The organism is Luteimonas sp. GW821-FHT14E02 (assembly GCF_058803905.1).
The window spans coordinates 149921-175593 of the sequence record NZ_JBXAPK010000001.1 but is presented as its reverse complement, the minus strand read 5'-3'; the positions used below and the strand labels follow the sequence as shown (position 1 = coordinate 175593).

The 25673-nt window shown below is 65.6% G+C and carries 18 protein-coding genes; 9 read left to right on the top strand and 9 right to left on the bottom strand.

Features of this window, described 5'->3' with window-relative positions; all coding sequences use genetic code 11:
• Positions 1 to 9 precede the first annotated feature (9 nt).
• Both uvrD and AC1RNP_RS00710 read left to right on the top strand, forming a co-directional pair.
• Entirely contained in the window at positions 10 to 2235 is a 2226-nt protein-coding gene (gene uvrD, locus AC1RNP_RS00715; protein WP_493049294.1) for a DNA helicase II, read from the top strand.
• A 150-nt stretch (positions 2236 to 2385) separates the two neighbouring features.
• The gene (locus tag AC1RNP_RS00710) at positions 2386 to 3591 is read left to right on the top strand and encodes a threonine aldolase family protein (RefSeq protein WP_493049293.1); all 1206 of its coding nucleotides are present in this window, start codon (positions 2386 to 2388) and stop codon (positions 3589 to 3591) included.
• Positions 3592 to 3645: 54 nt separating this feature from the next.
• On the opposite strand, the gene cycA is transcribed toward AC1RNP_RS00710, so the two are convergent.
• Complete coding sequence (gene cycA, locus AC1RNP_RS00705; RefSeq protein WP_493049292.1) at positions 3646 to 5022, bottom strand: D-serine/D-alanine/glycine transporter; 1377 nt, start codon at positions 5020 to 5022, stop codon at positions 3646 to 3648.
• 356 nt (positions 5023 to 5378) lie between these two features.
• On the opposite strand from cycA, the gene AC1RNP_RS00700 reads away from it, so the two are divergent.
• Complete coding sequence (locus tag AC1RNP_RS00700) at positions 5379 to 6395, top strand: AI-2E family transporter (RefSeq protein WP_493049291.1); 1017 nt, start codon at positions 5379 to 5381, stop codon at positions 6393 to 6395.
• Positions 6396 to 6422: 27 nt separating this feature from the next.
• Entirely contained in the window at positions 6423 to 7100 is a 678-nt protein-coding gene (locus AC1RNP_RS00695) for a LuxR C-terminal-related transcriptional regulator (protein WP_493049290.1), read from the top strand.
• 24 nt (positions 7101 to 7124) lie between these two features.
• Here the strand turns inward: AC1RNP_RS00695 and AC1RNP_RS00690 are convergent, their stop codons facing one another.
• Complete coding sequence (locus tag AC1RNP_RS00690; RefSeq protein WP_493049289.1) at positions 7125 to 9716, bottom strand: hybrid sensor histidine kinase/response regulator; 2592 nt, start codon at positions 9714 to 9716, stop codon at positions 7125 to 7127.
• 242 nt (positions 9717 to 9958) lie between these two features.
• On the opposite strand from AC1RNP_RS00690, the gene AC1RNP_RS00685 reads away from it, so the two are divergent.
• From AC1RNP_RS00685 to AC1RNP_RS00675, 3 genes are read left to right on the top strand one after another with little or no spacing between them, the layout of a single operon-like run.
• Entirely contained in the window at positions 9959 to 11290 is a 1332-nt protein-coding gene (locus tag AC1RNP_RS00685) for a dicarboxylate/amino acid:cation symporter (RefSeq protein WP_493049288.1), read from the top strand.
• 17 nt (positions 11291 to 11307) lie between these two features.
• Positions 11308 to 12291 (top strand): alpha/beta hydrolase, encoded by a 984-nt coding sequence (locus AC1RNP_RS00680; RefSeq protein ID WP_493049287.1) that lies wholly within the window; start codon positions 11308 to 11310, stop codon positions 12289 to 12291.
• A 46-nt stretch (positions 12292 to 12337) separates the two neighbouring features.
• Positions 12338 to 13816 carry an OprO/OprP family phosphate-selective porin gene (locus AC1RNP_RS00675; protein ID WP_493049286.1) on the top strand — a complete coding sequence of 493 codons (1479 nt, stop codon included), beginning with the start codon at positions 12338 to 12340 and terminating at the stop codon, positions 13814 to 13816.
• Positions 13817 to 13844: 28 nt separating this feature from the next.
• On the opposite strand, the gene AC1RNP_RS00670 is transcribed toward AC1RNP_RS00675, so the two are convergent.
• Complete coding sequence (locus tag AC1RNP_RS00670) at positions 13845 to 14924, bottom strand: oxidoreductase (RefSeq protein ID WP_493049781.1); 1080 nt, start codon at positions 14922 to 14924, stop codon at positions 13845 to 13847.
• On the bottom strand, positions 14921 to 15220 hold the full coding sequence (locus AC1RNP_RS00665; protein WP_493049285.1) for a DUF2782 domain-containing protein: 300 nt from the start codon (positions 15218 to 15220) through the stop codon (positions 14921 to 14923). Before AC1RNP_RS00665 ends, AC1RNP_RS00670 begins: the two co-directional genes overlap by 4 nt.
• 105 nt (positions 15221 to 15325) lie before the next feature.
• Between AC1RNP_RS00665 and polA the strand changes: the two genes are divergently transcribed.
• The gene (gene polA / locus AC1RNP_RS00660) at positions 15326 to 18094 is read left to right on the top strand and encodes a DNA polymerase I (protein ID WP_493049284.1); all 2769 of its coding nucleotides are present in this window, start codon (positions 15326 to 15328) and stop codon (positions 18092 to 18094) included.
• Between the two features lie 588 nt (positions 18095 to 18682).
• A complete protein-coding gene (locus tag AC1RNP_RS00655) occupies positions 18683 to 19159 on the top strand; it encodes a DUF421 domain-containing protein (protein WP_493049283.1) in 477 nt (158 codons plus the stop codon).
• 155 nt (positions 19160 to 19314) lie between these two features.
• Here the strand turns inward: AC1RNP_RS00655 and hemF are convergent, their stop codons facing one another.
• From hemF to AC1RNP_RS00630, 5 genes are all read right to left on the bottom strand, one after another.
• On the bottom strand, positions 19315 to 20226 hold the full coding sequence (gene hemF / locus AC1RNP_RS00650; RefSeq protein WP_493049282.1) for an oxygen-dependent coproporphyrinogen oxidase: 912 nt from the start codon (positions 20224 to 20226) through the stop codon (positions 19315 to 19317).
• Between the two features lie 94 nt (positions 20227 to 20320).
• Positions 20321 to 20815: a hypothetical protein gene (locus AC1RNP_RS00645; protein ID WP_493049281.1), complete on the bottom strand. Its 495-nt coding sequence runs from the start codon at positions 20813 to 20815 to the stop codon at positions 20321 to 20323.
• A gap of 16 nt (positions 20816 to 20831) precedes the next feature.
• Complete coding sequence (locus tag AC1RNP_RS00640; RefSeq protein WP_493049280.1) at positions 20832 to 21452, bottom strand: hypothetical protein; 621 nt, start codon at positions 21450 to 21452, stop codon at positions 20832 to 20834.
• A complete protein-coding gene (locus AC1RNP_RS00635) occupies positions 21449 to 23824 on the bottom strand; it encodes a S9 family peptidase (protein ID WP_493049279.1) in 2376 nt (791 codons plus the stop codon). Before AC1RNP_RS00635 ends, AC1RNP_RS00640 begins: the two co-directional genes overlap by 4 nt.
• A 153-nt stretch (positions 23825 to 23977) precedes the next feature.
• Positions 23978 to 25534, bottom strand: coding sequence for a YadA-like family protein (locus AC1RNP_RS00630; RefSeq protein ID WP_493049278.1), 1557 nt, complete (start codon positions 25532 to 25534; stop codon positions 23978 to 23980).
• Between the last annotated feature and the right edge of the window lie 139 nt (positions 25535 to 25673).

Below are 25673 nucleotides of genomic sequence, written 5' to 3'. Positions count from 1 at the left end.
AATGCGCGCATGGACGTCTCGCACCTGCTCGCTGCGCTGAATCCCGCGCAACGCGAGGCGGTCAGTGCCCCTCCCGGACACTATCTGGTCCTCGCCGGCGCGGGGTCCGGAAAGACCCGTGTGCTCACGCACCGCATCGCCTGGCTCAACGAGGTGTTCGGCGTGCCGGCGCATGGCATCTTCGCCGTCACCTTCACCAACAAGGCCGCTGGCGAAATGCGCGCGCGCGCCGACGCGATGCTGCGGCATGGCGGTCGCGGGCTGTGGATCGGCACCTTCCATGGATTGGCGCACCGCCTGCTGCGGCTGCATTGGCAGGATGCGAAGCTGCCCGAAGGCTTCCAGATCCTCGACAGCGACGACCAGCTGCGCCTGGTCAAGCGCGTGCTGCAACAGTTGGAACTCGATGAATCGCGCTTCCCGCCGCGCCAGATCGCCTGGTGGATCAACGCGCAGAAGGACGAGGGCCGGCGCCCGCACAACATCCAGCCAGAGGCCGGCGCGTCCGGACGCGATGAATGGTCGGACGTGATGCTGCGCAGTTACGCGCTTTACCAGGAGCGCTGCGATCGCGCCGGCCTGGTCGACTTCGCCGAGATCCTGCTGCGCGCGCACGAGCTGCTGCGCGATCATCCGGCGCTGCTGGCGCATTACCGCCAGCGCTTTGCCCACATCCTGGTCGACGAATTCCAGGACACCAACAGCATCCAGTACGCGTTCGTGCGCGTGCTGGCGGGCGAGACCGGCCAGGTGTTCGTGGTCGGCGACGACGATCAGGCCATCTACGGCTGGCGCGGCGCCAAGGTCGAGAACGTGCAGCGGTTCCTGCACGATTTCCCGGGCGCGAAAACCATTCGCCTCGAGCAGAACTATCGTTCCACCGCCAACATCCTCAACGCCGCCAACGCGGTGATCGCGCACAACCCGGAACGCCTGGGCAAGCAGCTGTGGACCGACAGCGGCGACGGTGATCCGGTGGATCTGTACGCCGCGTACAACGAAATCGACGAGGCGCGCTTCGTGATCGAACGCATCCGGCAATGGGTGCGCGATGGCGGCAGCTATGGCGAGGCGGCGGTGCTGTATCGCAGCAACGCGCAGTCGCGCGCCTTCGAAGAGGCGTTGCTGGCCGAGCAGATTCCGTACCGCGTCTACGGTGGCGTGCGCTTCTTCGAGCGCGCGGAAATCAAGGACACGCTGGCGTATCTGCGGCTGGTCGCCAATCGCGGCGACGACGCGGCGTTCGAGCGCGCGGTCAACACACCCACGCGCGGCATCGGCGAGCGCACGCTGGATGAAGTGCGTCGGCGCTCGCGCACCGATGGCGTTTCCCTGTGGGAAGCCTCGGTTCGCGTCGCGCGCGAGTCGTCCCCGTCGGAACGGACACTGACGCCGCGCGCGCGCAACGCGATCATGGCATTCCACACATTGATCGATGCCATCGACAGCGAGATCGTCGATCTGCCGCTGCAGGACAAGATCGATCACGTGCTGATGCGTTCCGGTCTGCGCGAGCATTACACCAACGAATCGAAAGCCTCCATCGATTCCCGTGTCGACAACCTCGACGAACTCGTCTCGGTCGCTTCGCGTTTCACCCGTGGCGATGACGACGAATCCGCGGCGTTGACCGAACTGGTCGCCTTCCTCGCCTACGCGGCGCTGGAAGCAGGCGAGGGCCAGGCGCAGGCGGGGGAAGACGGTGTCCAGCTGATGACGCTGCACAGTGCCAAGGGGCTTGAATTCCCGCTGGTCTTTCTCGCCGGCATGGAGGAGGGGCTGTTCCCGAATGCGCGGTCCGTGGAGGAAAGCGGCCGGCTGGAAGAGGAGCGTCGCCTCGCCTATGTCGGCATCACGCGCGCGCGGCAGAAGCTGGTGCTCAGCTATGCCGAGACGCGGCGCCTGCATGGACAGGACATGTACGGCATGCCGTCGCGCTTCCTGCGCGAGATCCCCACGCCCCTGCTGCACGAGGTGCGGCCGAAGGTGCAGGTTTCGCGGCCGATGTATGCATCCTCGCGTGCTCAAGCAGAGTCGCGCCGCAATTTCGGCCACGCCGAGCTCGCCGCGCCGCCGGGATTCAGGCTCGGTCAGAACGTGCGGCATGCCAAGTTCGGCACCGGCATCGTCACCGACATCGAGGGCGCTGGCGGCCATGCGCGCGTGCAGGTGAATTTCGACGACGTCGGCAGCAAGTGGCTGGTGCTGGCCTACGCGAATCTGCAGCCGGCCTGATTGGCTCGATCGGTCTGATAGAAGCGAACGAATATCCGTGCGCATGGACGGCGGACGTCCGCGCAAGCGGACACTCACGCATGACTACCGACACTGGCCGCGGTATCGGCGCGGGCACAAGGTGCGCCAACCACGTTCGAGCGCGCCACCATGACCATCGAATTCTCTAGTTGCGCCGATCTCGATTGCGCGGACCCCGCGCGCCGCCGCCTGTTCGCCGCCGCGCTGCCGGCGGGGTTGATGATGTTCGGCGCCAACGCACTCGCGGCCGCGCCCGCGAACACTGCATCCGCGCCGCCGCGTCCCAAGCTGACCGAACGCAGCGTGCTGTTCGGTGGTGATGGCGTGCCGATGACGACGCTGGAGTGGACGCGGCATCTGCAACAGCTGCTGGAACGCGATCCGGAAGTGAAGGACATCTACCTGGCCGAAGGCGCGGTGGAGAAGCTCGAGAAGCGCTTCGCCGAGAAGCTCGGCAAGCAGTCGGCGGTGTTCCTGCCCACCGGCACGCTGGCCAACAATCTCGCGCTGCGCGTGCTGTGCGGCGAGAACCGTCATGCGCTCGTGCAGCACGAGAGCCACGTCTACCTGGACGAGAGCAATGCGGCCTCCACACTCAATGGCCTGCATCTGGTGCCGCTGGCGAAAGGCCGCGCGGCGCCGACGCCGGAGGAAGTGCGCACGGCCATCGACGAGGCTGAGAACGGGCCGTATCCGCTGAAGGTCGGCGCGATCTCATTGGAGAGCCCGGTGCGCCGCGCCGATGGTGCGATGGTGCCGTATGACACGGCGAAGGCGATTTCGGAGCTGGCGCGCGCCAAGCGGATCCCTTTGCATCTGGATGGCGCCCGCCTGTTGCTGGCGAGCGGCCTGCCGGGTTTCGAGCTGAAGGCCTACAGCGCGCTGTTCGATACCGTGTACATCTCGCTCTACAAGTATCTTGGCGCGCCGTTCGGCGCGATCCTTGCCGGCGATGCGGCCACGATCGACAAGGTGCGCGAGTGGCGGCACGTGTTCGGCGGCTCGATCTTTCGCGGCTGGCCGGCGGCATTGCCGGCGTTGGACGGACTGGAAGGATTCGAGGCGCGATACATCGCCGCCAAGGACGTGGCCGAGCACCTGTTCGCCGGCTTGGCGCAAGCCGGCGGCTTCACGCCGCAGCGGGTCGAGCACGGCACCAACATCGCGTTCCTGCAGGCGAGCCCGGAACGCGCCGAAGGTCTGGTCGAACGCCTGCGCCGCAACGACATCTACCTGCGCGACATCAAGCAGGGTCGCGTGCAGATCGACACCAATCTGACGCTGCTGCGGCGCAGCCCCGACGAGTTGATCCGCGCGTTTACCGCGTCGCGTTAGCCGCTTCGGCGGGTCGGCGCGCTTCGACGGGTCGAACTCGCAATGCGGCGTCGGTCAGGCCGCCGTCTTGCGCTTTTTCAGCCAATACCCGATGCCCAGCAACACGAACCACGCCGGTGCGAATAGCAGTGCCTGCAACGTGTCCGGCTTCAGCGTCAGCAGCACCAGTACGAAGGCGAAGAAGGCAAGGCAGGCCCAGCACATGAAGACCCCACCCGGCATCTTGTACTGCGATTGCGCGTGCAGTTCCGGGCGCTTGCGCCGATAGGCGATATAGGACAGCAGGATCAGAGACCAGACGAACATGAACAACACCGCCGACAGCGTGGTGATCAGGGTGAAGGCTTCGATCAGGCTGGGCACTACATAGGTCAGCAACGCGGTTCCCAGCAGCACTAGGCAGGAGACCAGCAGACCGAAGGCCGGGACCGCGGTACGCGAGAGCTTCTCGAAGGATTTCGGCGCATGGCCTTCCTGCGCGAGGCCGTAGAGCATGCGGCTGGTGGAGAAGATGCCGCTATTGGCCGAGGACGCGGCCGATGACATCACCACGAAGTTGATCAGGCTGGCCGCGATCGGGATGCCGGCCAACAGGAACAGGGCGACGAACGGGCTCATTTCCGGCACCACTTGGCGCCAGGGCGTGACAGCCATGATCACCACCAGCGCAAGCACGTAGAACAGGATCATGCGGATCGGGATGGCGTTGATCGCCTTGGGCAGATTGCGGCGCGGGTCGGCGGTTTCGGCGGCGGCAGTGCCGACCAGTTCGATGCCGACGAAGGCGAACACCGCGATCTGAAAGCCGGCGAAGAAGCCGGTGATTCCATTGGGGAACACGCCGCCGTCATTCCAAAGATGGGCCAGCGAGGCGGTGTGCCCGGCGGGTGAGCGGAAGCCGGTGGCGATCATATAAAAGCCGGTGCCGACCAGGGCGATGATGGTGACGACCTTGATCAGCGCGAACCAGAACTCCAGTTCGCCGAACAGCTTCACCGCCACCAGGTTCAGGAGCACCAGCAGACCCGTGCAGACCAGCGCCGGAATCCAAGGCGCGAGCGTGGGAAACCAGAACTGCACGTACCCGGCGACCGCGATGATCTCGGCGGCCCCGGTGACGATCCAGCAGAACCAGTAGGTCCAGCCGCAGAAGAAGCCGGCCCAGGGGCCGAGCAGGTCGGTGGAGAAATCGATGAAGGACTTGTACTCCAGGTTCGACAACAGCAGTTCGCCCATCGCGCGCATCACGAAGAACAGCATGATGCCGATGATCAGATACACCAGCAGGATCGACGGCCCGGCCAGGTGGATGCTCTTGCCCGCCCCCAGGAACAGGCCGGTGCCGATGGCGCCACCGATGGCGATCAGCTGCAGATGGCGATTGGATAGGCCGCGCTTGAGTTCTTGAGAGGCTTCGGGGTTTGCCTGCATTGCAGTCTCCGGCTGTCAATCGATCGGGTTGCGGGAAGCGGCATCGCCACCGTGCGCAAAATCGTCGCCGAGTGTAGACGTTTCGGTGAGCGCGATGCGGGCCGGGCGTCCAGATGCGGCGTGGAGCCGGGAGATGCCGCCGTGATGGAACGGCGCGCAGCATACGCAGCCGTACCGGGGCGGGCCCGGAAGAAAAGTTCCTGATTTCTTGATTTTTCCATTCCCGGCCGCGTCCCGGCCGCGCCGGCGCTTGCCGCGGGCGGCTGCCGATCACAAAACCGGCTTGCCAGGCCGGCGTCAGCCGCCGTTCGTGGCCTTCGCGTAGGATGATGCGCACCCCGCCATCCGCGCTCGCCATGAACGACACGCTTCGCACCGCTCCGCCCTCGCGCATCGCCGCCTGGCTGCTGGCGTTGCTGGCGATGTTCCTGGTCGTCAAGTTCGGCCTGATCGGCGCCTTGCTTGCGGGCCTATTGGTCTATCAGTTGATCGACGTGCTCGCGCCGCTGGTCGAGCGCATGGTGCGCGGCCCGCGCGCGCGCGTGATCGCGGTGGTGGTGCTGGCGGTCTTCGTGGTCGGCCTGCTCACGCTGGCGATCGTGGGCGTGGTGACCTTCATCAACACCGACGCCAGTGGCCAGCAGGCGTTGCTGTCACGGTTGATGGACATCATCGACGCCTCGCGCGGCCAGCTGCCGCAATGGGCACTGCCGTACCTGCCCGAGGACATGTCCGAACTGCGGCAGGCGCTGAAGGCCTGGATCGACGAGCACCGCGCCGAACTGAGCATCGCCGGCGCCGAGGCGGTGCAGACCGCCGCGCGCCTGCTGATCGGCATGGTGCTCGGGGCGATGATCGCGCTCTACGACGAATTCACGGCGCCGCACCTGGGGCCGTTCGGCCGGGAACTGGTCGGGCGCGTCAGCCGTTTCTCCGATTCGTTCCGGCGCGTGGTGTTCGCGCAGATCAAGATCTCGCTGCTCAACACCACGTTCACCGCGATCTTCCTGCTGGTGGTGTTGCCGCTGTTCGGCGTGCACCTGCCGTTCGCCAAGACGCTGGTGCTGATCACCTTCGTGGCCGGCCTGCTGCCGGTGATCGGCAACCTGATCTCCAACACGGTGATCACCATCGTCGCGCTGTCGGTGTCGCTGTACGTCGCGATCGCGGCACTGGCCTATCTGGTCGTGATCCACAAGCTGGAGTACTTCCTCAACGCACGCATCGTCGGCGGCGAGATCCGCGCCCGCGCCTGGGAGCTGCTGCTGGCGATGCTGACGATGGAAGCCCTGTTCGGCATGCCGGGATTGATCGTCGCGCCAATCTACTACGCCTACATCAAGCGCGAGCTGGTCGATCAGGGTTGGGTGTGAGCGGGCCGCTGTGAGCAGGTCGTGCCGATGAGCGCGGAAGCCGCGCCGCTGCTGTCGGTCGTGATCGTGGCGGACGATCATCCGATGTTCCGCGCGGCGATGCTGCATGCGATCGATGGCATGGTCGCCGCGGGCGGGGTGATCGAGGTCGCCAGCCAGAGCGCGCTCGACGCCGCGGTCGCGGCCGCGCCGCAGATCGATCTGGTGCTGCTCGACCTGACCATGCCAGGTGCGCTCGGCTTCTCCTCGCTGGTGCGCCTGCGTAGCGAACGCCCGGAAGTGCCGTTGATCGTGATTTCGTCCAACGATCATCCGCGCACAGTGCGGCGCGCCCAGCAGTTCGGCGCGGCCGGATTTGTCTCGAAGGCCGCGCCGGCGCAGACGCTGCGCGAGGCCGTGCGTGCGGTGATGGCGGGCGGCACCTGGTTCATGCTGACACAAGCCACGCTCGCCCAGGCCGGGCGCAGCGAGCAGGACGAGCAGCTGGCGGCGAATCTGGCCCAACTCACGCCGCAACAGTTCCGCGTGCTGATGCTGCTGGCCGACGGTCTGCTCAACAAGCAGATCGCCGCCGAGCTCGGGTTGTCGGAGAACACGGTGAAGATCCATGTCACCGCGATCCTGTCGAAGCTGCAGTGCCGTTCGCGCACGCAGGCGGCGGTGTTGCTGAAGACGCTCGATCTGGAAGACGTCCAGCAAGCCTGATCCCGGGCCTTCGCGGCGCGATGATCAGTGGTTGCGGCGATGGGCGAGCAGTAGCTGCGACAACAGTGCGCGCAGTGCGGCCGGAGCGATCGGCTTCGGGAGGAAATGCAGCCCGTCGGCGATGATGCGCTCGCGCAATCCCGGGTCGCGCAATCCGGAAATCACGACAGTGGGCGGAAGCGCCGCCCAGGCCGTGGAAAGTTCCGGCAGCAGGTCCGGCCCCAGCGTTTCGCCAAGCTGGTAGTCGAGCAGCAGCAGATCCGGTCGCGGCTGCGCATCGCGCAGCACCAGGGCGCTGTTCCGGTCGTGCGCGTCAAGAACCTGGCAACCCCAACCTTCCAGCAGCGTGCGCAGCGAATCGCGGCTGCCGTGATCATCATCGATCACCCAGATCACGCTGCCGGACAGCGGCGAGGTGGCGACGGCATCGTCCGTGCGTGGCGGCGACGGCCGGGGCGTGGATTCGACATCCGCCAGCGGTACGCGCAGCGAAAACACGCTGCCGCGTCCCGGCGCGGAACGGAGCGCGATCCCGTGCCCGAGCAGCTTGGCGATGCGGTCGACGATCGACAGGCCAAGCCCGGCATTGCGCCTGTCGCGATCGATGCCGCTGTCGAGGCGGCGGAATTCCTCGAAGATCGCCGCCTGCTTGCTCTCGGCGATGCCGATGCCGGTATCCCACACCTCGATGCGGACGTGGGTGTTCTCGCGTCGGCATCCAAGCAGGACGCCACCGCTTCGCGTGTACTGCAGCGCATTCGACACCAGGTTCTGCAAGGCGCGCCGCAACAACAGGGCATCGCTGCGCACGGTCAGCCGCGTGTCGACGGCACGCAGGCGTAGCCCACGCGCCTGCGCGACCACGCCGAACTGCGCGACGAGGCCGGAAAACAGTGGCGACAGCGGCACGTCTTCGATCTTCGGCTGCAGCGCGCCCGTGTCCAGCCGCGAGAGTTCGAGCAGGCTGGCAAGCAGGTCGTCCTGTGCTTCCAGCGACTGGTCGACGCGCTCGGCGAGTGCACGCTCGTCACCGGCCAGCCGCTCCCGCAGCGCGCCGAGCAGCATGCGCGCGGCGTTGAGCGGCTGCAGCAGGTCGTGCACAGCGGCGGCGACGAAGCGGCCCTTGTAGCGATTGGCATCCTCCGCCTCGGACTTGGCCTGGCGCAGGTCGTGCGTGCTTTCCTCGATGCGTCGTTGCAACGTGTCCGCGAGCGTGCGTAGATCGCGCGCCGAGGCCTTGTAGCTGGTGATGTCGGCGTAGCTGGTGACGAAGCCGCCATCGGGCAGGGGATTGCCGCGGATTTCCAGCACCGTGCCGTCCGGCAGTTCGCGCTCGTGCACGTGCGGCTGCCGGTTGCGCAGATGGTCGAGGCGCCGCTGCACGGCTTCGTCGGCGGAGCCTGGGCCGAGCCAGCCGCGACGCGCGTTGTAGCGCAGCATGTCCTCGATCGGGCGGCCGATCTCCAGCAGTTCCTGCGGATAGCGGAAGATCTGCTGGTAGCGTGAATTCCACGCCACCACGCGCAGATCGGCGTCGACCACGCTGACACCGTGCGGCAGGTGTTCGAGGCTCGCGTTCTGCCCCTGCGCGGCGCGATGCGCGGCCAGCACGATGCCGTCCTGCGCGCTGCGCAGCGCCTGCGCATGGTGCGCGACCATGCGTTCGAGTTCCTCGCGACTGCGCTGGCGCAGCCGCGCCAGGCGCACGCGCTGGCGCAGGAACAGGCCGAGCAACAGCAGCGGCAGCCAGGCCAGCAAGGTCGCCACGAACGCGGTACGCGCGGCGAGGCCGGCGCCGCGCGTGTCCTGCAACGCGCGCAGCATCCAGGCCTGATCGGGAAGTGTGACCGTGCGCATCAGCCAGGTGCCGGACAAGGCGGGCGCATCGATGCGCACCCGCTCGGTGCCATCGTCGCCACGATCGAGCACGTACAAGTGCGCGGCTTGCAGCTGTTCCGTCCGGTACTGGCGCGTCGAGACCAGCGCGCGGCGTTCGGTGGGCGTGAGCATGTGCAGCATCCGGTAGCGCCAGGCCGGACGGTTGCTGAGGAAGACGATGCCGTGCGCATCGCTGAGCAACAGCAGCTCCGGCGTCTTGGCCCACTCGCGCTCGATCGCATCCAGGGTGACCTTCACCACGATCGCGCCGATGGCCTGACCGCCGGGATCGCGCATGGCTTCGGCGATGAAATAGCCCGGGACGCCCGTGGTGACGCCGACGCCGTAGAAGGTCCCGGTGCCGTTGCGCATCGCATCGCGGTAGTAAGGGCGGAAGCGGTAGTCGACGCCGACGTTGCTGATCGGGCTTTGCCAGTTGCTGGCGGCGATGGCGATGCCGCGACGGTCGATCAGCGTCAGCGTGGAGACGCGCGTGGCGCCGTTGGCCTGTTCCAGCTTGCGATTGAGCGCGGCGGTGTCGACGGCCTCGGGAGGCTGTGACAAGGCCTGACGCAGCTGCGGATCGAGCGCCAGCACCGTCGGCAGCACGCGGTAGCGATCGATCGTGCCTTGCAGCGCCTGCGCGCGCAGATCGAGCTGCCTGGCCAGGCGCATGCCGTCGCGCTGCGCCGTGTACGTCCACGCGAACCAGGCCGCGAGCGCCGCGGTGCCCGTCATCGCGGTGGCGATCAGGACGACCAGGGCAGCTCTGTGGAAACCTGGGCTGCGTAGAAGTGAGACGAAACGCATCGACGGGTGGCACGGCCGGATGTTGCGATGCGCCATCGTGGCACAGCCGCGGGTGATGCGGGCACGACTAGTACGAATAGGTTATTGGCCGGTCTTCCCCCGGGGCGTACAACGGACGCGTCGAACGGCGGCGTCCTTGCGCCTGCCGTCATCGAGGGAGGAGGGTCCCCATGCTGAAAACCGGTCATGAGATCACCGCGCCGCCGGCGCGGGTGCCGTTCTATCGCCATCTGTACTTCCAGGTGATCGTGGCCATCGTGGTCGGTGCCGTGCTCGGGCATTTCGAGCCGGCGTTCGCGGTACAGCTCAAGCCGCTGGGCGATGCCTTCATCAAGCTGGTGAAGATGATCATCGCACCGGTGATCTTCCTGACCATCGTCACCGGCATCGCCAGCATGACCAGCCTGAAGACGGTGGGCCGGGTGATGCTGAAGGCGATGCTTTATTTCCTCGTGTTGTCGACGCTGGCGCTGGTGGTGGGCCTGCTGATCGCGCACGTCGTGCAGCCCGGCGCCGGCATGAACATCAATCCGGCCGAACTCGACACCACCGAGGTGACGAAGTACGCGAGCAAGGCGCACGATCTCACCCTCACCGGCTTCCTGATGGACATCATCCCGGAAACGGTGATCGGTGCCTTCACCACCGGCAACATCCTGCAGGTGCTGTTCTTCGCCGTGCTGTTCGGCATCGCGCTGGCGCTGGTCGGCAAGCCGGGCGAGCCGGTGCTGAAGTTTTTCGAAGCGTTGACCTGGCCGATCTTCAAGCTGGTCGCGATCCTGATGAAGGCCGCGCCGATCGGCGCCTTCGGCGCGATCGCCTTCACCATCGGCAAGTACGGCATCGGCGCGCTGGTCAATCTGGCCTGGCTGGTCGGTTCGTTCTACATCGGCGCGCTGTTGTTCGTGCTGGTGATCCTGGGGCTGGTGGCGCGGGTGAACGGCTTCTCCATCCTCGGACTGTTGCGCTACCTCAAGGCCGAGTTGCTGCTGGTGCTGGGCACCTCGTCGTCGGAAGCCGCGCTGCCGGCGTTGATGCAGAAGATGGAGCGTGCCGGTTGCGGCAAATCCGTGGTCGGTCTGGTCGTGCCGACCGGCTATTCGTTCAATCTCGACGGCACCAATCTGTACATGACGCTGGCGGCACTGTTCATCGCCCAGGCCACCAACACGCATCTGTCGATGAGCGAACAGCTGGGGCTGCTGGCGGTAGCGATGGTGAGTTCGAAAGGCGCCGCGGGCGTGACCGGCGCGGGCTTCATCACGCTGGCGGCGACACTGTCGGTGGTGCCGTCGGTGCCGGTGGCGGGCATGGCGCTGATCCTCGGCATCGATCGATTCATGAGCGAATGCCGCGCGCTCACCAATTTCATCGGCAACGCGGTGGCGACGGTGGTGGTGTCGCGCTGGGAAGGTGCGCTCGATCGCGATCGCCTGGATGCCGCGCTGCACGGGCATGAACTGCCGATGCCGGAACTCAACGAGCCCACGCTCCCCACCTGACGCGCGGAGAACTTTCGATGAAGATCCGCTGGATCGCGATCATGTTCGCGGCCTGGCTGGCAGCGGCCGGCCTCGCGAACGCCCAAACGCCTTCGCCGGACATGACGTTGGACCTGTGGCCCGCCGAACGATTGGCCGATGCGCCGATCAGCGGCCCCGAGCGTGTCGGCAAGGACGGCAGTGCGAGAGGCGCGGTCACCCATGTCTCGCGGCCGCGTCTTGAAATCTACAAGCCGGCGCATCCCAACGGCAGCGTGGTGCTGGTGATCGGCGGCGGCGGTTATTTTCGTATCCAGATCGGCGGCGCGGCGAAGCCGATCGCGCAATGGTTGCAGGCGACCGGCACCACGGCGGCGGTGCTGTATTACCGGTTGCCCGGCGATGGCTGGAAGCCCGAGGCGCCGTTCCAGGACGGCCAGCGCGCGATGCGCCTGTTGCGCGCGCATGCTGCCGAACTCGGCGTCGATCCGAAGCGCGTCGGTGTGATCGGTCTGTCGGCGGGCGCCAATCTCGCCGGCATTGTCGCGACGCGTCCGGATTTCGCGTTCTACGCGCCGTTCGACGAAGCGGATGCGTTGTCGGCGCGACCGGATTTCGTGGGCATGATCTATCCGGTGGTGTCGTTGCGCCCGCCGCTGAACACCACGCGTTCGGCGCGCGAGCTGTCGAAGCAACCGGATGCGGCCGAGGCGTATTCGGTGGAGGCGCACGTCGACGCGAAGACGCCGCCGACCTTCCTCGCGCAAGCGGTCGACGATCCGATCGTCAGCGTCGATCACAGCCTGCTGATGTTCTCGACCTTGCGCAAGGCCGGCGTGCCCGCCGAGATCCATGTCTTCGAGAAAGGCGGTCACAGCTGGGGGTTGGGCGCGCCGGGTTCGACGGTGTCGGCGTGGCCGCGCCTGTTCGCAGCCTGGGCGCGCAGTCATGGCTATCTCGGCGCGACGCCCGAGGACACCGCGTCGAAACCCGCGGCCGATGCCGATGCGAATGGCGGCTGATGCCGCGCAGCACTACTTACTCACCCCACGAAACCGAGAGATCGCCATGAAGCAGATCCGTCCATGCGTGCTGGCTGTTGTCGTCAATCTCGCCTTGTCGGGCGTCGCCTTGCCGGCGTTGGCGCAGGATGCCGCGATGTCAGACGCGATGTCGAATGCGGAAATGGCGCGATTGATCCGTGCGCAGGCCGCCAAGATCGATGCGCTGGAAAAACGTCTCGCGGCCGTGGAGCAGCAAAACGCCACGCTTGCCGCGAGCCCCGCCGCACCGGTGGACCCGAAACAGGCCGAAGTCGCCAATGCCATCGCCGACACCACGCGGCAATCCGACATTGCGCAGCTACAGGCACAAGTCGCGCAACTCGCGGCCGCGAAGAACGACAATCCCAGCGTCGATTGGCGTGACGGCAGCCCGGAATTCCGCAGCGCCGATGGCAAGTTCACCTTCCGCCCGCGTGGCCGCGTGGCGCTGGACGTGTCGACCACGCGCGGCTCCGACTTCGATGCCCGCAACATCGGCGGCACCGAGATGAGCCAGGTGCGCCTTGGCGCGGAAGGGACGATCGGGCCGTTCGGCTACAAGGTCGAAGCGGATTTCGCCGACAACGCCACCTCGGTGAAGGACGCGTTCCTGTCCTACGACACCAAGGCCGGCGGGTTGCCGCTGGAAATCTTCGTCGGCAACAAGCTTAAGGATCGCAGCATCGAAGGCGCCGGCACGCAGACCCGCACGCCGTTCATGGACCGCAACGCGGTGGCGACCGTCACCTCGCCCGTCAACGGGTTCTACGGCCTCGGCGTGCAGGCGCGGCTGTACGGGTCGAACTGGCATCTCGGCCTCGGCATCACCGGCGACGACCTCAGCAACACCGGCGAGAGCAGCGACTCGGTGGCCTATACCGTCCGCGCGCATTGGAATCCGATCAAGCGCTCGCAGGGATTCGTGCATCTGGGTGGTTGGTACTACTACGAGAATCTTGCCGACGACGTGCTCAGCATCAACAAGACCTCGCGCATCGGACTCGGCTTCAACGACAATCTGCGCGTCTCGGGGAGCGCCATCGACAATCCCACCGACAACCACGGCTGGGGTTATGAGATCGGCGGCGTGTATCGCAGCATGTATGGCTTTGTGGAACAGGGCGAGCGCACCATCAATTCCAGCACCGAACCCAGCGTCGAGCACAAGGCGACGTCGGTCTACGGCGGCTGGATGATCACCGGCGAGAAACCCGGCTTCAGCGCGCGCTCCGGCGTCTGGGGCACCACGCGCGTGGCCAATCCGGTGGGCGAGGGCGGGTGGGGCGCGTTCGAGGTGGCCGTGCGCTACGACGACTACGACTTCACCGATGCGCCGCGCGGTGGCGAGGGCAAGGCCTACACCCTGGGCCTGAACTGGCACCTCAACAACTGGGTGAAGCTGATGCTCGACTACATTCACTGGAAGACCGACAACCAGGTCGGCAACTTCCGCGGCCTGGATACCGGCGACACCATCGGTCTGCGAACGCAGGTGGTGTTCTGACGCCACCGCCGCGTGTCGCGGCGATGCGTCAGCGCCAGTCGGCGCGTTCGGTGTCCGTCAGTGGCAGATCGACGGCGGCACCGTCGCGCGCGGATCGCAGCGCCGCTTCCAGCACGGCCATCGTCGCCAAGGCCTGTGCCGGCGTGACTGGGGCGTCGGCGTCGTTCAGGATTGCAGCGCGCACGCCTTCGTAGTAGCGACGCTGATCGCCTGATGGCGCTGGGAGTTGTTTCGGTGCCTCGCCGCTGCCGTCGAACAGCAGCAGCGGATCATCGTCCTCACCCCAGCCGGGATCGCCCGGACGCATCCCGCGCAGCAGTTGCGACTCCTGCGGGTCGAGATTCCGTTTCACCACACTGCCGCGCGTGCCGTGCACGGTGAAGCGGGTGCTGCCGCCGGCGACCAGCATGCCGGCATGCAGGATCGCGCGACGCCGGCCATGATCCGGCCCGCCGTAATCCAGTACGACATGCGCCCAATCGAGCGTGCGGCCACCGTCTCGCTGCGTGGCGAAATCGGCGTTCACCCGGCGTGGCAGGCCGAGCAGCTGCAACGTCTGATCGATGAGATGTGGGCCGAGATCGAACCAGATGCCGCCGCCGGGCACATCGCGTTCGCGCCAGCGATCGCGCACTTCGGGGCGGAATCGGTCGAAATGCGTTTCCAGGTGCGCGACTTCGCCGATCAGTCCGTCGTCGATCGCTTTCTTTACCGCGAGAAAATCGCTGTCCCAGCGCCGGTTCTGGAATACCGAGAGCTTGCGTCCGCGCTCGCGCGCCAGCGTGACCAGCGCTCTCGCCTCGTCCAGCGTGAGCGTAAATGGTTTGTCCACGACCACGTGCTTGCCCGCTTCGAGCGCAGCACGCGCCAGGGGGGCGTGGCTGTCGTTGGGCGAGGCGATCACGACGAGATCGACGCCAGGATCGGCGATGGCCTGGAGCGGATCGTCGATCACCCGTGCATCCGGAAAGTCCGCATACACCTTGTTCGCGTCACGCGAAGCCACCACGGCCAGCTTCAGCCCGAGCGTGGTGGCGATCAGCGGCGCATGGAAGGTCTTGCCGGCGAAGCCGTAACCGATCAGGGCAACGGCCAGCGGTTTCGTCACTTCCATTCGAACAGCTTGAAATAGGTCTGCGGCGGATTGCCGCCTTCCTCGTCGACGATGCCGTCGCCATTGCGGTCGAACAGGTAGTAGGCCGGCCCGCGGGCAGGCTGCACCTTCACCGCGCGCAGTTTGCCGGCGACGTGGTATTGGGTGATCACATCACCGTTGTCGTGGGTCACGGTGGTCGGCACGGCATCGGGCGGGATATCCGCCTCCGAATTCGCGCCCCCCATCGTGGCGCAAGCGGCGAGCGCCAGCGACGAGGACAGCAGCAACGCGATATGGGCTCGATTCACGGCGGACTCCTCGATCTCTGTAGGGGACAGTATGCGCCGCCGCGGCGTCGGCCGGGAGTGACGGTGCGTCAACGCACAGTCTCGCGACAGCAGTAGAATCCCCACATGACACGCCTGGTCCTGATCGACGGTTCCTCCTACCTCTATCGCGCCTTCCACGCGCTGCCGCCGCTGTCCAACGCCCAGGGCGAGCCCACCGGCGCGCTGTTCGGCGTGGTGAACATGCTGCGTGCGCACCTGAAGGAAAAACCCGATTACCTCGCTTTCGTGGTGGACGCGCCGGGCAAGACCTTCCGCGACGAGCTCTACCCCGAATACAAGGCCAACCGCGCGGAGATGCCGGGCGATCTGCGCGCGCAGATCGAGCCGATGATGGAAGTGGTCGAGGCGCTGGGCATTCCGCTGCTGCGCATCACCGGTGTCGAGGCCGACGATGTGATCGGCACGCTTGCGCTCGCCGCCGCGGCCGACGGGATCGACGTCACCATTTCCACCGGCGACAAGGATTTCGCGCAGCTGGTGCGCCCGCACGTCGAGCTGGTCAACACGATGAGCGGCAGCCGCATGGACTCCGATGCCTCCGTGATCGACAAGTTCGGTGTGGCGCCGGGGCGGATCGTCGATCTGCTGGCGCTGATGGGCGACACCATCGACAACGTCATCGGCGTCGAGAAATGCGGACCCAAGACCGCGGCGAAGTGGCTGGGGGAATACGGCTCCCTCGATGGCGTGATCGCCAGCGCCGACGGCATCAAGGGCAAGGTCGGTGACAACCTGCGCGCCGCATTGCCGCGCCTGCCGCTGAACCGCACGCTGGTGACGATCAAGACCGACGTGCCGCTGGAACAGCCGCCGACCGCGTTGACGATGCGTGAGCGCGACGTCGAGAAGCTGCGCGAGCTGTACAAACGCTTTGGCATGAACCAGGCGCTGCGCGAGCTCGAAGGCGCGAGCGCCGGCAGCGATGCGGTGGCGCCGGCATCGGGCTCCTCGCGTCGTGGCGGCGCGGCGTTCATCACCGCGCCTGCGGCGGAATCCGAAACGCCCGATGCCGAACTGGCCGCGCCCGGCCGCTACACGGCCGTCACCACCGAGGAACAATTCGAGGCCCTGCTCGCCAGCCTGCGCGCGGCGGACAGCTTCGCCTTCGACACCGAAACCGACGCGCTCGACGCGATGCGCGCCAATCTGGTCGGCCTGAGCTTCAGTACGACCCCCGGCGAAGCCTGTTACGTGCCGCTGGGGCATCTGTATCCCGGCGCGCCGCCGCAACTCGATCTGGCCAAGACACTCGCCGCGCTCGCGCCGCTGTTTGCCGATCCGGCCAAGAAGAAGATCGGCCAGCACGGCAAATACGATCTGCACGTGCTGCGCCGCCACGGCGTGACCGTGGCCGGCTACGCCGAGGACACCATGCTGGAGAGTTTCGTGCTCGATTCCGGCCGCACGCGCCACGACATGGATTCGCTGGCGACGCGCTACCTCGGCTACCAGACCATCAAATACGAGGAAGTGGCGGGGAAGGGCAGCAAGCAGATCTCGTTCTCGCAGGTCGCCATCGATGACGCCACGCGCTACGCCGCCGAGGACGCCGACATCACGCTGCGCCTGCATCGCGTGTTCGCGCCGAAGATCGCCGCCGAGGCGGGGCTGGAGCGCGTCTATCGCGAGATCGAGATGCCGCTGGTGCCCGTGCTCGAACGGGTGGAGAGCAACGGCGTGATGATCGACGCCGAGGAACTGCGCCGCCAGAGCGCGGATCTGTCCAAGCGCATGCTGGCCGCGCAGCAGAAAGCCACCGAGCTGGCCGGACGCAGTTTCAATCTCGATTCGCCCAAGCAACTGGGCGCGTTGTTGTTCGACGAGTTGAAACTGCCGGTGCTGGTGAAGACGCCATCGGGCGCGCCGTCGACGAATGAAGAGGCGCTGGAGGCGATCGCCGACCAGCACGAACTGCCGCGCGTGATCCTCGAATATCGCGGCCTGGCCAAGCTGCGCAGCACCTACACCGACAAGTTGCCGGAGATGGTCAATCCCGACACCGGCCGCGTGCATACCAGCTACCACCAGGCCGGCGCCGCCACCGGGCGGCTGGCCTCGACCGATCCCAACCTGCAGAACATCCCGATCCGCACCGACGACGGCCGCCGCATCCGCCGCGCCTTCGTCGCGCCGGCTGGGCGCAAGCTGGTGGCCTGCGACTACTCGCAGATCGAGCTGCGCATCATGGCGCACCTGTCCGAGGACGCCGGCCTGCTGCGCGCCTTCGACTCCGGCGCCGACATCCATCGCGCTACGGCGGCGGAAGTGTTCGGCAAGCCGCTGGACGAGATCTCCGGCAACGAGCGCCGCGCCGCCAAGGCGATCAATTTCGGCCTGATGTACGGCATGAGCGCCTTCGGCCTGGCCCGCAACCTCGGCATCGCCCGCGGCGAGGCGCAGGACTACATCGCGCTGTACTTCTCGCGCTATCCCGGCGTGCGCGACTTCATGGAGCGCACGCGCCAGGAAGCACGCGAGAAAGGCTTCGTGGAGACCGTGTTCGGCCGCCGCCTCTACCTCGAATACATCAACAAGGGCACGCAGGGGCAGCGCGCCGGCGCCGAGCGCGCGGCGATCAACGCGCCGATGCAGGGCACCGCGGCGGACATCATCAAGCGCGCAATGGTCGCCATCGACGGCTGGCTGGCGGAACAGGCCGGGCGCGCCATCATGATCCTGCAGGTGCACGACGAACTGGTGTTCGAGACGGATGCCGATTTCGTCGAGATATTGCTGCCGGAGGTGACCAAGCGCATGTCCGCCGCCGCGCAGTTGCGCGTTCCGTTGGTCGTGGATAGTGGAATCGGCGACAACTGGGATGAAGCGCACTGACTGTCGGTGGAAAGCATCGTCTTGCGCACTGCATGCAATGCACGCGCGATCTGTGTGCAAAGCAGCGTAAAGGCTGCGTAGACGCGATCAACGTCACTGATATGAAAACGATTTCCACCGCGGGTAAACACGCGCTGAACCCAACAAAAACTTAACACGACGCTTCACGAACTATCCATGCACCGGGTGGTCATATACGCCGTGACAGATGCAATGTCTGTCACTGAGATCACTCCCTCCCCTGGAGTCGATCCCCGGAACGAAGGCCCCTCCCCAGGCCCCGTTCCCCAGCCCCGTTGGCCCCCCCTGCCTGCGGGGCTTTTTATTTGCTCCGCATTTATGCGGAGCAAATAAAAGCCCAAAGTTTTCTGCGAAAACTTTGGGTCCCGCTATGCTCATCCAATCCCCGCGGCTTCGCCGCGCCCCCTTACTAAGGGGGCTCTCCTCCAGATAGATCTCAATATTCGCTGACTTCGAGCCCTTCTCCCGCTTGTGGGAGAAGGTGGCCCGAAGGGTCGGATGAAGGTGCTTTTCGTGAATCGCTGAAATTTTCGTGCTAATCAAGCAAACCCTTTGGAGGGAATTGCGATGTCCGATCTGTTTGCGCTTTCGGCGCCGTGGTGGCACTTCGTGTTGCGGGCAGTCGCCATTTATTTCGTGGTGATGCTGCTGATCCGGATTTCGGGCAAGCGCGCGGTGGGGCAGTTCACGCCGTTCGATCTGGTGCTGCTGATCCTGATCGGCAACGCGGTGCAGAACGGCCTCAACGGCGGGGACAATTCGCTCACGGGGGCCGTGGTGCTGGCCGGATGCCTGATCGCGCTCAATTACGCGGTGGCGTGGCTGACGGCGCGCAGCGCCGTGGCGCGGCGCATCGTCGAGGGCGAGCCGGTGATGGTGGCGCAGGATGGGCGCGTGTTCCACGACGTGCTCAGGCGCGAGCTGGTCAGCAAGGCCGATTTCCACGAGGCAATGCGCGAGGCGGGATGTTCCGACGTCGCGCTGATCAAGCTGGCGTTGCTGGAGACCAACGGCCACATCAGCATCACGCAAAGGGACGGGTGAGCAAGGGCATGCTTTGCGCGGCATTGCCGCGCAGCCCTTGCGAACGCCCGGCCGCGGATGGCCGGGCAGGACGCTCCGAAGTCATTGCGCAACGCCATGGAGGGCGGAGGCCATCTTGAAAGGATGGGCCGGCTGCGCAGTTGAGGACGAACGAATTACGAGGTCAATTCCCGCAGCCAGTCGCGCGGATGCAGGTAGTCCTGCAGCCGCGCCTCGGCGCTGCCGGGCTCGGGCGCGAAGCCGTATTCCCAGCGCACCAGCGGCGGCAGGCTCATCAGGATCGATTCGGTGCGGCCGCCACTTTGCAGGCCAAACAACGTGCCGCGATCCCAGACCAGATTGAATTCGACGTAGCGGCCGCGCCGGTACAGCTGGAAGGCGCGCTCGCGCTCGCCGTGGGGCGTGTCACGGCGGCGTTCGACGATCGGCAGGTAGGCGTCGAGGAAGCCGTCACCGACAGCGCGCAGGTAGGCGAAGTCGCGTTCGAAATCCTGGTTCAGATCGTCGAAGAACAGGCCGCCGACACCGCGCGTCTCGCCGCGGTGCTTGAGGAAGAAATACTCGTCGCACCAGCGCTTGTGTGCCTCGTAGCGGTCCTCGCCGAACGGCGCGCACAGGGCTTGCGCGGTGCGGTGCCAGTGCAGGATGTCTTCGTCGACCGGATAGAACGGTGTCAGATCGAAGCCGCCACCGAACCACCAGGCCACGGTCTCGCCGTCGCGCTGGGCGCGGAAATGGCGCACGTTGGCATGCGTTGTCGGCAGATGTGGATTGTGCGGATGGAACACCAGCGAGACGCCCACCGCGCGCCACGACGCGCCCGCCAGTTCCGGCCGTGCGGCGGTCGCGGCTGGCGGCAGTTTGGTGCCGGAAACGTCGGAAAACCCGATTCCGGCCTGCTCGAACACCGCGCCATCGCGCAGGATGCGCGTGCGCCCGCCGCCGCCTTCCGCGCGCGACCAGAGGTCTTCTTGGAAGCGCGCGGCGCCGTCGGCGTCCTCGATCGCCTTGCAGATGCGGTCCTGCAGGTCAGAGAGATAACCGTGGACGAGGTCGAAATCGTTCATGCCGCCATTGTAGGACACCGCCGATTCGATCCCGGGTGATGTCTTGTCCCAGCTCCGAGAGCGCCCGGCGTCGCGACCGCGCCGGTGAACGAAGTCAGTCGCCGCGCGCCTGCAACGCCCACGCCCGCCAGGCGCTCATGAGATCGGCCAGCGCCTGCGCACTGCGGCCATAGGTATCCGGCAACGCCGCCTCGAACCCGGACAGGCCGGCGTTGAGCTTGCGCAGGTGCCCGTGCCCGGTATGGCCGGTGGTGAAGTTCCAGCCGACCATGCGGTTCAACATGATCTGCATGACGCCGAAGCCCGCGACCTCGCGCCAGGCGACGCGATGCGAGCGGAACAGCGAGCGCATTTCGAATCCTTCCGCATCCAGGCGCAGATGGCTGGCGCCGGGCAGCAGGTTGAGCAGCGCGACCAGCGCGCACAGCGTGAAGAACGGCCCGGCGAGGACGGCGATCCAGAAATGATCCGGCAGCAGGCGGAAGCCGCCGTAGGCGAGTCCCGCAGAAGCGGCCAGCATCAGCAGCCAGCGTCCTTTCGACAGCCGCAAGGTCAGCGTCTTGCCGGGGCCGGGAGCGTCGTCACTCATGTTGGTGTTCCCGCGATCAGAACTGCGTGCCGGAAGATTCGAGGCGCGCGGCGGCGAATTCCGCGCGCACCCGCGGCGAGCGCAGTTTCCACGCCAGCCAGGCGAACAGCCCGCAGAAGACGAGGCCGAACGCGGCGCCGAACAATCGGGAGATGATCGTCGTCGCTTCCATCTGCGCCTGCATCATTGCCTGCACCTCTGGCCGGACTTCCTGTCCCATCATCATCAACCCTTGCATGTGCCCGACCATCGACCACTGCAACGGAATCATGACGATCTGCCAGACGATGAGCAGCACGAGCAAGGCGATGAACAATTTGCGCCCCCACTCCCGGCGCTTGAGCAATCCGACCGACGCCGTCACGAAGAGCAGGTTCTGCACGGTGAACAGCACCGCCAGCCAGGGCAGCCATTCCAGCGCCATCGACAAGAACGCCGATGCCTGCGGATCGAGCGCGAGTTGCTCCTGCATCTTGGCGAACAAGCCCGTGCGTCCGGCGGCCAGGAACATCGCCGCCTGCAGCGCCAGCATGAGCAGGCCCAGGCCGGAGAGGCAGAGGGTGATCCAGGCCGTCGCGCTCACGAACGAGGAGCGTGGCACGGGCGGCAGCGGCGGCGGGATGGCGGGAGTGTTCATTTTTTGAGAGTCCGTTCGAACAGTTCGTCGATGCGGCGATATTCGTCATACCAGCTGTCCGGATGCACGAAGCTGTGGCGTTCCAGCGGGTAGGGCGCGATTTCCCACTTGTCCTTGCGCAATTCGATCAGCCTCTGCGTCAGCATCACCGAGTCGCGGAAGAAGACGTTGTCGTCGAGCATGCCGTGGCAGATCAACAGATGATCCTGCAGTCCGTCGGCGAATTCCATGGGCGAAGAGGCCTTGTACGCCTCGGGATCAATGTCCGGAGTGTTGAGAATGGCCGATGTGTAGCCGTGGTTGTACTGCGACCAGTCGGTGACCGGGCGCAGCGCCGCGCCGGCCTTGAAGACGCCGGGCGCGCGGAACAGCGCCATGAAGGTCATGAAACCGCCGTAGCTGCCGCCGTAGATCCCGGCGCGGTCGCGATCGCCTTGTTTTTCCGCGACCAGCCATTCGACGCCGTCGAGATAATCCTCCAGTTCCGGATGGCCCATGTTGCGGTAGATCGCGGTGCGCCAGTCGCGGCCGTAGCCCTGGCTGGCGCGATAGTCGAGATCGAGCACGATGTAGCCCTGCTGCACCAGCAGGTTGTGGAACATCTGCTCGCGGAAATAGTTCGGATAGCGCGCGCTGACGTTCTGCAGATAGCCGGCGCCGTGCACGAACATCACGATCGGATATTTCTTGCCGGCTTCCGGCTGCTTCGGGCCGTAGAACTTGCCCCAGATCATTCCGGTGCCATGCTTGGACGGCACCTGCACGATCTGCGGCGGAATCCAGTCGATGGCCTTGAAGGCGGGTTTGCGCGTGTCGGTGAGTTCGCGCACCGTGCCGCCGTTCGCATCGACCACAGCCAGCTGGATGGGCACGTAGCTGGCCGAGTGGCGGATCAGCAACTGGTTGCCGTGGGGAGAGAGTATGAAGCTTTCCACGCCGTCGAGCGAAGTAAGCTCGCGCACCTCGCCGCCAGTGGCCGGGATGGAACAGACTTCGTAATCGCCCGGCGCCTTGCGATTGCAGAGGAAGAAGAACGTGCGGCCATCCGGTGACAGCACCGGCGCTGAAACTTCCCAGCGGCCCGACGTGAGCGCGCGCCCCTTGCCGCCGTCGGCAATGTAAAGGTGCGAATAGCCTGACTGCTCCGACTGCAGCCACAGCCGGTCGTCCGGCGTCCAGCCGAAATCGTTGTAGTCCCAGTTGATCCAGGCCGGATCGTGCAGTCGATGACGCGGTTGCGGCGTCGCATTGGCCAGGTCGACCTCGGCGATCCAGCGATCCTTGTTGTCCACCGAACGCAGCATCAGCGCGACATGGCGGCCGTCGCTGCTCCAGCGGATGGTGCTGCTGCCGTCAGCCTCTTCACTGGTGAGATAAAGATCGCGATTGCCCTGCAGTACCGGTTTGCCGGCAGCCTTGCGCAGATCGGCGAGCGGGTCGTTCTTGATGCCGGGCAGAGCGTCGAACTTGAGTTCGCGCGCGGAGGCATTGGCGATATCCACTAGCCACGCCTTCTGCGGCGGCGGCGGGTTGCGGCCGACGCGGGTGCGCGCCTCCTCGGTTTCCTCGTAACCGGATTCGGTGACGTATTTCGGCAGCTTGCTCTTCTGGCCTTCGTCGATGTCCTTGGGTTGCGTCACCGCGATCAGCCAACGTCCTTCCGGCGATAGCACGCTGTCGACGATCGCGACGTCCTTGCCAAGATAGACCGCGGCTGCTGCGCGACTCGGGTCGGCTTTGCGCCATTGCAGATCCTGCTCGCGCGCCGCGTCCTTGCGCGCCTTGTCGTCGCGCAGCGTGGCGATGTAGCGCAGCTGGCGCGCGCGCAGCTCATCAGTGAGTTCATTGGGCGGCGGCTTCGCCGGATCGTCCTCGCTCTTGAGGTTGGAGGCTTGCCAGACGCCGTCGCGTGCCGTCCAGCGGAACCAGTTCTCGTCCGAACGCCACACCAATGCGCCGGAGCTCGACCATTGCGGACGCGATTCCTTAGCATCGCTGCGGGTGAGCTGGGTGAGCGCGCCAGTTTTCAGATCGCGCACGAAGATGTCGCCATTGCGCTCGAAGGCCATGCGCGCGCCCGTGGCATCGATCACCTGCTGCGCACCGTCGATATCGGCGAGCGCGGCACCATCCAGACGCGCCGCCGCACCGCTGTCCACGCGCTGCGCATACGTGTCGCGGATGCTGCCGCCCTCGCGCTTGAGCAGGTAGTACGCCTGCTTGCCGTCCCATGACCACCAAGCCTGCTCGACTGGCGGGCCGATCCAGTCGGGATCGGCCATGATCTGGGTCATGGTCAGCGGCTGTGCCGGCGCGGCCGCTGCCGAGAGGGCCAGCAGCAGGGCCGTGGAGAAGACGGACAAACGAAGCATCGGGGACGGGCTCGCGGGCTGAAAAACCGCAGGGTAACAGCCGTTTCGCGTGCCCGGATCGGCCGGTGGTCATGCTGGCCGGCTGAATTCTCCGCAAACGGTACTGACGGCTTGGCGCGCGATCTTCCATCGCGCGCCGGATCGCGAATGGCATCACCAGCTGAAGCCGGCGCCTCCCATCAAACTCTTCTCGCCACCACCGAACGCGGCGCCGATCGACACGCTGGCGCGATCGCCAATGGCGCGCTGGTAGCCCACGGCCATCGCCTTCTCGCCGCCCTGGCCGCCGACGCCGACACCCACGCGATTGCGTCCCGCCAGGCCGGAGGTGTTCATCGCCATGCCGGCGTAGGCGCCGCTCATCGCCGCCATCTTGTCGATGCGCTTGTCCATCTGCCGGAAGCGATCGTCGATGTCGGTGCGGAAGCCGGCCAATGCCTGATCCGTGTATTCCTTGGCCGAGGCCAAGGTCTTGGTGGCGGTGGTATCGGTGTATTCCCTGGCCGATTGCAGGGTCTCTGCATCGCCAGCTGCCATGTCATTGCGCACGGCGGTTTCGCGCTGGTCGGTGTAGGTCTTGGACGAGGCGAGTGTCTTGGCATCGCCGGCATCCATCTGGCCCTTGTTGACCGCATCGCTGGCCTCGACGCCATCGCCGAGATTGGTAATGCGCGTGCCGTCCTCGCCCTTCAGAGTGACTTGCTCGCCGTCTTCGAGCGGAACCTCGCCGCCGCTGGGCGGATCGTAGAACACCGCGTTGTCCAGGCGCGAGGACAGGTTGTTCAGCCGTTGATCGACGGCGAAGAAGGCATCGCCGACGTTGTGATAGTCAACGCCTTGGATGGAGTAGGTGGGGGCCATGAACACGCCTTCCGCAAAATAAGCGTTGCCGCCTAGAGCCCATGCCAAGGGTTCCACCTGGAGGAGGTTGACCGCATCGGTGCCTTGTGTCGCAGCCTCGACGTTGATGATTTGACGCCGCATCAGCACGGCGCCAACGGAAACCGTGTTGGCTCGACCATCGCTGGTGGAGAATGCGCCTAGCGCAACACTATTTTCTCCGGTGGCCATGCTTGCATATCCAAGGGCCAGGGCGCCCTTGCCAAAGGCAGAGCTGTTGTAGCCGAAGGCATTGCTATATTCGCCGTGGGCAAGGCTCGAAACGCCAAAAGCACTGCTGTATGCGCCAAGAGAAAAATTGTCGGTACCAAAAGCACTGCTATATTCGCCTGCGGCCGTATTGTTGTAGCCGAAAGCGTTGCTGTGGTCGCCGCCTGCGAAGTTGCTGCTGCCAAAAGCGTTGCTACTGGAGCCGCGAGCTTCATTTACAAAACCGAAGGCATTGCTATCGCGGCTGAAAACTCTGTTGAATACGCCAAACGCGCTGCTGTAAGCCTCATAAGCTCCGTTATTGGCGCCGAAAGCACTGCTCGAATGACCTTCCGCTATGTTATAGCTGCCGAAAGCACTGCTGTTGGATTCTTGCGCAATATTGTAGCTGCCGTATGCATTGCTGGTAGTGCTGTTGCTGAAGTTCCATGCACCTATGGCATTGCTATAGGTGCCGTAGGCATGATTCCGCTCGCCGTAGGCGCTTGAGGTCTCAGTGCAAGTTGTATTTTGCTCGCCGTGCTCGTTTCCCCGATCAGTGCTCCCACTATCGGGGCAGACAACATCGGCCCAGGCGGGGGCGGCCATGATCGAGAGCATGAGGGTCGCAAGAAGAGAGATGGTAGGAGAGTGCCGACCACCAAATCGGCGGTCGGAGAAAGTTATCGCACGCATGAGATTCCCCCAGGAAAGTTGAATGCCGCGAACGGAGACATTCCCGTTCACGCTAAATCCTAAG

Bases quoted from the DNA above. Each gene is read 5' to 3' on its own strand.
- AC1RNP_RS00690 (WP_493049289.1), bottom strand. From the start codon at position 9,716: ATGACGGGCACCGCGGCGCTCGCGGCCTGGTTCGCGTGGACGTACACG.
- polA (WP_493049284.1), top strand. From the start codon at position 15,326: ATGACACGCCTGGTCCTGATCGACGGTTCCTCCTACCTCTATCGCGCC.
- hemF (WP_493049282.1), bottom strand. From the start codon at position 20,226: ATGAACGATTTCGACCTCGTCCACGGTTATCTCTCTGACCTGCAGGAC.
- uvrD (WP_493049294.1), top strand. From the start codon at position 10: ATGGACGTCTCGCACCTGCTCGCTGCGCTGAATCCCGCGCAACGCGAG.
- AC1RNP_RS00675 (WP_493049286.1), top strand. From the start codon at position 12,338: ATGAAGCAGATCCGTCCATGCGTGCTGGCTGTTGTCGTCAATCTCGCC.
- AC1RNP_RS00700 (WP_493049291.1), top strand. From the start codon at position 5,379: ATGAACGACACGCTTCGCACCGCTCCGCCCTCGCGCATCGCCGCCTGG.
- AC1RNP_RS00695 (WP_493049290.1), top strand. From the start codon at position 6,423: ATGAGCGCGGAAGCCGCGCCGCTGCTGTCGGTCGTGATCGTGGCGGAC.
- AC1RNP_RS00645 (WP_493049281.1), bottom strand. From the start codon at position 20,815: ATGAGTGACGACGCTCCCGGCCCCGGCAAGACGCTGACCTTGCGGCTG.
- AC1RNP_RS00630 (WP_493049278.1), bottom strand. From the start codon at position 25,534: ATGCTCTCGATCATGGCCGCCCCCGCCTGGGCCGATGTTGTCTGCCCC.
- cycA (WP_493049292.1), bottom strand. From the start codon at position 5,022: ATGCAGGCAAACCCCGAAGCCTCTCAAGAACTCAAGCGCGGCCTATCC.
- AC1RNP_RS00710 (WP_493049293.1), top strand. From the start codon at position 2,386: ATGACCATCGAATTCTCTAGTTGCGCCGATCTCGATTGCGCGGACCCC.
- AC1RNP_RS00635 (WP_493049279.1), bottom strand. From the start codon at position 23,824: ATGCTTCGTTTGTCCGTCTTCTCCACGGCCCTGCTGCTGGCCCTCTCG.
- AC1RNP_RS00685 (WP_493049288.1), top strand. From the start codon at position 9,959: ATGCTGAAAACCGGTCATGAGATCACCGCGCCGCCGGCGCGGGTGCCG.
- AC1RNP_RS00640 (WP_493049280.1), bottom strand. From the start codon at position 21,452: ATGAACACTCCCGCCATCCCGCCGCCGCTGCCGCCCGTGCCACGCTCC.
- AC1RNP_RS00680 (WP_493049287.1), top strand. From the start codon at position 11,308: ATGAAGATCCGCTGGATCGCGATCATGTTCGCGGCCTGGCTGGCAGCG.
- AC1RNP_RS00655 (WP_493049283.1), top strand. From the start codon at position 18,683: ATGTCCGATCTGTTTGCGCTTTCGGCGCCGTGGTGGCACTTCGTGTTG.